The organism is Paenibacillus alvei DSM 29 (assembly GCF_000293805.1).
GTDB classification, from domain to species: Bacteria; Bacillota; Bacilli; order Paenibacillales; family Paenibacillaceae; genus Paenibacillus_B; species Paenibacillus_B alvei.
In genome coordinates this window covers 1-6,177 of record NZ_AMBZ01000019.1, presented here as the reverse complement: position 1 = coordinate 6,177, position 6,177 = coordinate 1, and the positions used below count along the sequence as shown (strand labels likewise).

Annotated in this window: 7 protein-coding genes; 1 reads left to right on the top strand and 6 read right to left on the bottom strand. The window is 44.7% G+C overall.

Annotated features, from left to right (window positions below):
* Window positions 1-58: 58 nt before the first annotated feature.
* Window positions 59-607: a hypothetical protein gene (locus PAV_RS30220; protein WP_005552273.1), complete on the top strand. Its 549-nt coding sequence runs from the start codon at window positions 59-61 to the stop codon at window positions 605-607.
* A gap of 122 nt (window positions 608-729) precedes the next feature.
* On the opposite strand, the gene PAV_RS30215 is transcribed toward PAV_RS30220, so the two are convergent.
* The 6 genes from PAV_RS30215 to PAV_RS34030 form a co-directional block, all read right to left on the bottom strand.
* Window positions 730-1,560 (bottom strand): hypothetical protein, encoded by an 831-nt coding sequence (locus tag PAV_RS30215; RefSeq protein WP_005552272.1) that lies wholly within the window; start codon window positions 1,558-1,560, stop codon window positions 730-732.
* Between the two features lie 102 nt (window positions 1,561-1,662).
* Window positions 1,663-1,836 (bottom strand): hypothetical protein, encoded by a 174-nt coding sequence (locus PAV_RS30210; RefSeq protein WP_005552271.1) that lies wholly within the window; start codon window positions 1,834-1,836, stop codon window positions 1,663-1,665.
* Between the two features lie 303 nt (window positions 1,837-2,139).
* Complete coding sequence (locus PAV_RS37835) at window positions 2,140-3,363, bottom strand: glucosaminidase domain-containing protein (protein WP_005552270.1); 1,224 nt, start codon at window positions 3,361-3,363, stop codon at window positions 2,140-2,142.
* Window positions 3,356-3,820 carry a phage holin family protein gene (locus tag PAV_RS30200; RefSeq protein WP_040737373.1) on the bottom strand — a complete coding sequence of 155 codons (465 nt, stop codon included), beginning with the start codon at window positions 3,818-3,820 and terminating at the stop codon, window positions 3,356-3,358. Before PAV_RS30200 ends, PAV_RS37835 begins: the two co-directional genes overlap by 8 nt.
* A gap of 46 nt (window positions 3,821-3,866) precedes the next feature.
* Entirely contained in the window at window positions 3,867-4,556 is a 690-nt protein-coding gene (locus PAV_RS30195) for a hypothetical protein (protein ID WP_005545860.1), read from the bottom strand.
* Between the two features lie 13 nt (window positions 4,557-4,569).
* The coding region (locus PAV_RS34030; protein ID WP_081505877.1) for a siphovirus ReqiPepy6 Gp37-like family protein at window positions 4,570-6,177 on the bottom strand (1,608 nt) is incomplete at its 5' end.

Here is a 6,177-nt window from a genome sequence, read left to right as displayed (position 1 = left end):
ATAAGGAGGATAAAATATCTGCTTTGTAGTATATATAAAAATGAAGGGAGCATTAAATATGAAATGGGCAAGTTCAGACATGAAAAATTACACCCCTCCAAAGGAATTCAGATACGTTAAGAATGACTACGAAAACATTTCCGAATGGATGGAGCAGCATCCCGAGGCGAATTGCTATTACTGCGGCAAGCCTCGCGAAGAACACGAAATGGAGTTCTCATTCTTCGATGAAAAGTTCGGTATATGTAAGTTATGTTTTCCTGATTTTCGGATTGGAAATCTTGCAACAGATAGATTCGTAGTCAAGCACATCCTTTCCAAGTACAAAAAACGCTCCAATATTATTAAATGGTTCCAGCGAAACGGCTACGAGTTGTTCGAAGCAGGCCATAACCGTGATCCGGATCCAAAATATGATTGGGAAGCGTATAGCTTCGTGAACAATCCGGCTAGATATTTTGAATTTAAAATGAGGACATATCGGGGAGAACCACTCCCTATCGGCGGTTATTTGACCGCTGATGAATTCAAAGAAATGGATCTGCTCCTGAGAGATTCTACAATCATTGAAATATACAAGGACGGAGAAATTTTTATTGCTTATTGATTACTAAGAGCCGCAGGTCTTTCCTAGCTAGACTCTTTTAAAAGGAGGATTACATGAAGGGAATATACATGCAAAAGTGCCGTGGGATTCTATCCTCAACGGCACTTGCTGTGTACATCGGATTAATAGGTGAAATTGTATCTTTCGAGGTTATCTTCTCTTCCTAGACCACTAAAATCTATTCCCAAGGGTCCAATACTTACACTTAACGATACGGGTAACACTGCATGTGAATAACCAAGCTGGAATGCTGCTGTTGTTCCTTCATAGCTTTTAGGCACTCGAATGGTTTGTTTAGCATAGCCGTATTGGTAGTCTTCGAAAAAATCTAAACCGTGGAGTTTAACATCCCAAGCCGAACCGCTTAAATTTGAACCGCTGTTTAAAGGATTATCAAAATGCCTTGTTGTGAATCCACCGTTAATGTATGTAGCATATGTATGTCTGGAGCTTGCCTTTCCAGCAACAGGTGAACCTTGGCTTTGCCACGATATCGCTATAAGGTCTGTATAATGGAACCGAGGATCTTTTTTCCAATTGTAGTTCATATAAATATCATATTCGTTTTCGCTTGAGTAACTTGCTGTTTTCACTGCATATCCAGAAAAATACAGATAATCATCGTTGTAGAGTGGAACTATCAGTTCTTCACCATCTTGACCAACCTTCAATACTTTTGATTCTGTATTGGTTACTTCTCTTTTGATGCCGCCTTTATTTGCAATATCTTGCTTCATCTGAAGTGGCAAAGTTACAATTTCCTCGTTGTTGAAGCCCATTCTAACAAGATGAGCATTCACATCGTCCTCGCTTAGCTGCGAAGCATTCAATAATGGTGGAACCAATACATCTTCATTAGATTGTGCAGATGCGCTTTGATTGACACCAAATGTGGCAATAACCAAAGTAAAGCAAAGGATCGATACAGAAAATAATTTCGATAGCTTAACCACAGAAACACCTCCTAATTTTTTACAATCAACTAAATAGTAAAATATTAGAAGGTGTTACGTCAATTGGTAAATAAACGTTTCACATTTTGGACACATTAATTTTTATTTATCTTTTTTCTTGATCAGTATGGACAATTTGTAACTTACATCCATAAGCAACCCAATACCCACCAGAACGAGTACATAAGTGAACTCTTCCGCTCTTCTTACATTAGTCATCCATAACAATACATGAAATCCCACAAGGCTAATAGCAATGAATAGTAAAGCCCTCATTCTCCCACCGCCTTCTATAATGTTTTCATCATTCTCCACATTATACAATATAAGGGGTATTTAATGCTCACCTTCTGTGGCTCCGTCTCATCCTACAACTTTTCCGTGGGTAGGAAAATGCTCCTTGCCGCTTCACTGCGACAGGTTTGCGCAATCCAAAACCGCTACTTTTCTCCCCTTGGCGAATCGTCCGCGATATATTTTTGTGCCCCTTTAATACAGTCCATGTTGTAGATCGTATTGTCACATCCCTTTGTAAGTGTATGAGCCGCAAGCATCCGCCTACGGCTCAAGAATCCGAAGTTATTTCTGAATAGTTACTTTTCTTTGAATGCTATCCCAAGCGATGACTTTCCCACCGGCTGCCTCTACTATTTCCCTAACTGGGGCATAGGAAGTATCCCCGACCGTCTGGCTGCCGACAATCACTTTCCCGTTGATTGTTGCTTTCTTTCCATCATAGCCAACCTTTGCCCCAAGAGCTTCGGCGATAACGCGAACAGGTGTTGTGACAAGGCCGTTATCAAATGTGCCGTCGCATATTTTTTTCCCATTCATTTCAATGACAGCCTTTTCAACCTTACCCATTTGATCGTATTTATGCAGCTCGTATTGTTCGATCATACCTATAAGCATGTCGGCATACTTGGGATCTGTAGCATAGCCGCCGCGTGTGATCTCACGGCATGCTATTTTATAGTCTGCTCTCAATACACCATGATACCGATCCGGTTTGTCCTTTGTACCGTTAATAATGAGTAGCGAATGGTCTGCAATGCTCTCAGCCCAGTTGTGATACGCTCTGAAATTAGCGAGTATTGGATACGATGTTCCGTCCGGACGGTATTCGATGGTCGGCATTTTCACACTACCTGCCGGTCCTCTCCCCTTTACGCCGAATAGGTTGTTCGCCTGAGCCGTAAGTCCACTTCCACCCCAACCGCTTTCCAGAATGGCCTGTGCCATTGTAAGCGAGGCTGGTACGCCTGTTTTCTTCATATCCTCAACGGCTGCTGGTGCGATCTTTGCAATGAAATCTGTTGGCTTCATCTTGCTTGTCCCCTTCCCTTGTTCAAGATATTTTGAAAGATAGACGCCTGGATCGGTATGACTACCGAAACCGTAGGATGGCGCCGCCTTGAGTCTCACTTCATAATGAAGGTGTGATCCCTTTCCATTAGCTGCACCATTCCCGTTTGTCCTGCCAGTGTTCCCTTGCTTACCTATCTCTTGCCCCGCCTTCACGCGTTGCCCTACGGACACGCCACAACTATCTAAATGGGCATAACAATGGAGCGCACCGTTTGAATCCTTCACGGCCACGACATTCCCGAATCCACCGAAGCCGGTTCCTGATTGACCTTCTCGGGCATGAACAACCTGACCGTCCATAAACGCAAAAATAGGCGCTTTATGCGCCTTTACCAAGTCGATACCGGTATGTTCTGCTGTTTTACCATTAATGGGATCTCTTCGACTCCCGAATGGACTTGTTACGGTGAAACCATAATCGCCCCATTTAACCATTCTTAGCATCCTTTCTGCTGGTTGCACGCGCTAATTTATTTTCAAGTTCCGACTTAGCCCATTCCATTAACTTGGTGACGATCCAGTCGGGAAAATATCCACCCCAGCCAGCCCTAAGTGCGTTCGCCGTCATGGACTGGATCGTGTGATATAACACGCCAAATACGAATAAACCGAAGATGATATCTGGAATGCCTAAAGCGACATCCAGCAGATGACCCCCAGAAGGGAGTAATAAGATAAAGAAAGTTCGCGGAATCCCTGCCAAACCGTAATTGCTCGCATACGAACCATCTTTTCGTGAGGCGCTGATTCCAGACAACCAGTCCATCGCGATGAAAAATAATAAAGCGTACATTGCCCCAGCAACAACTTGACCACTGCCATACAAAAATTGAAGAGGAGGCACTACAAGTACGCCGATACCTGAAAACCAATTCAAGCTTTTAACTTCCACTTCATTTCCCCCTTTGAAATAAAAATAGCCCCACGCTGCCGTGAGGCTAAATACCAAATGCGCACCATCTGCTGATCCCGAAATTTTGTATATCATGTGATCCTGATACAGACGCATCCAACGAAAAACCATTTGATTTCCATGTAACTCGAGCTGATCCATTAAGATAATGTTCCATGCGGATATATGCTTTTACTTCCCCATATTCTTGCGAAAGAGAAGAGTTATCCTTAACGAAAAGTAACCCCTGTGAACTCGTAATCCAGTATCCTTCACCTTGTCCACTCAAGCCCATTCTTACGTAAACAATAATTGGTTCGAAATTTAAATTATTCACGTCTAACGTTTTTTCTGCTACTCCTCCATCGGTTGCCATTTTTATATCTGTTCTAATTTGGCCTATTTTCGATGCTAAAGTAGCCCACGGGTCGTTCATGGTTGCCGGTATCTTCTTGGCGTTAAGCTCGGCAACCACTCTACTTTTTGCGTCAACGCCAGATTGAAAAACCTCGTTTATTGCGCCAACCGCGTTGGACTTATTGGACGTTTGCAATTGCCCGAGATCCCCTACAAGCCAATTAGCATGCCCCTTGGCGTTGTTTTCCGCTTGGTTCGCCTTTGCTTGGGCACCTGCGGGCGTTTCCGCACCAATTACATACTCAACACTCGTGACTGGGTGCAATATGTCATACCCGCCATCAGTTCGCTTTTGATTCAATTCAATTTTCTTTGCCAATATCTTTCCCTCCTTAACCAGCTTTTGATAAGAGCACGACTGCCTTTTTATAACCTGCTGGCATGCCTAAGTAGATCCCATAGTCTAGGTATGTTGCATCGTAGTTGTTTACTGGCTTCATGGCACCATCTGAGGCGATTCCCTTTATGCTTGTTATGAATGTATTTTCCTTTGTCCAGCCTTCCGGATAAAACACGTTAGCAGCGTTGCTCTCGTTTAGCTCCACAGTTACGGCGCTACTGATCGGCACGTCATGGCCGTGAATTTTCGCTTTGCCGCTTGTCGTAATTTGCACAAGATGCTCCCAGTTTTCGATATGATGGGGCTTGCTACCTGGAAGCTTCATCACAACAAATTCAGCTAAATCCATGTCCGCACGGTTCGACCACGGATTGAATGAACCATCTGGCGTATCGTAGTAGTTTATAGGAGCCTTCAAACCGTAAAAGAAGCCGCTTATATCATCTACGTCCTTATTCCATAGTCCGTGCTGCGTGTTCCAACACGTCCCATTGTAGGTGAACATGTACTCAGTGACCGGACGATTCGGCACCGAGCTGCCGCCGCTGAACTTGCCTAATGACAAGCGGCAGAATGGCGAAGTACCCGCTCCATCGATCTCGAAACCAGCGCCGCCGATGGTCATGCCGCCGTATGCATCACACATAAAGTGGTTGTTCCACCCCAGCATGATCCCGAACTCCCGCCAGCTGCCGTCTGGCTGATAAGCTCCGATGTCCTCACCCGTTTGCTCACGCGCTGGATCACCTACGGCGTATGCTTTTTTACCATTGGCTTTCCATAGGTTCATTCCCTGATTGACAAAATCCCCGATGCTTTCTTCACCCGGATATGTGCCATTCGCCTGCATCTGCCAACCAAAGCTAAAGTTATCAAGATTGATCCGTTTGAAGCGCTTCGTTGTATGATCATAGCGAGCGTTAATCAAAAGCCAAAACTCCTGTACTTCAACCCCGCTGCGAATCGTATGAATCGTAGCAATATTAAAATAGTTATCCCGGAGCAGCACGCCACTGTCTAGGCGTTTGACTACTTCAGTTAGCCCGCTATTCGTTTGAAGTCGGTCGATCTGATTTTGCATCGATTTTACGGCTTTGGTGACGGTCGGTATCTCATCCCCGAACTGGATTTCGATCTTGGAATCTTGCTCGTATATTTCCCGAACCTCGGTGATTCGTGAATTTAACTCTACGCCCCACTGGTCATCCTTAAGAGTCACAGTGTCTCCCAAGTCCCAATCCACCTCGTAGCGAAAACTACGAGTATCTAGGACGCGCCCGTCGAAGGTGATAATTTGCCCATATTCTGCGAGCTTCTGCGCCCCCATTTCGGACAGTTCAACCGAATCCTCGGCGCTGGAACAGTCCATGAATACTTCTCGCCGTTCTAAACCGGTTGCATTCCCCACCTCTTGTATTAGGCGCTCTTCCTCTTCCCCCTTTCCCCCTGCATAACCTACATTTTTGTGGTTTCCGTCAGCCTCCACAAACTCCTGACTCTGTACGTTATTGAATTGAGTCGAGAAAATAACGGGCGGGTATATTTTTTGTCCTGTTGTCAGGTCACGGCCTGTCATTACATCGAAAACCCATTTTCGCTT

What these genes read in the sequence shown, in the direction of transcription:
- PAV_RS30220 (WP_005552273.1), top strand. Translation starts at nt 59, where the DNA reads ATGAAATGGGCAAGTTCAGACATGAAAAATTACACCCCTCCAAAGGAA.
- PAV_RS30210 (WP_005552271.1), bottom strand. Translation starts at nt 1,836, where the DNA reads ATGAGGGCTTTACTATTCATTGCTATTAGCCTTGTGGGATTTCATGTA.
- PAV_RS37835 (WP_005552270.1), bottom strand. Translation starts at nt 3,363, where the DNA reads ATGGTTAAATGGGGCGATTATGGTTTCACCGTAACAAGTCCATTCGGG.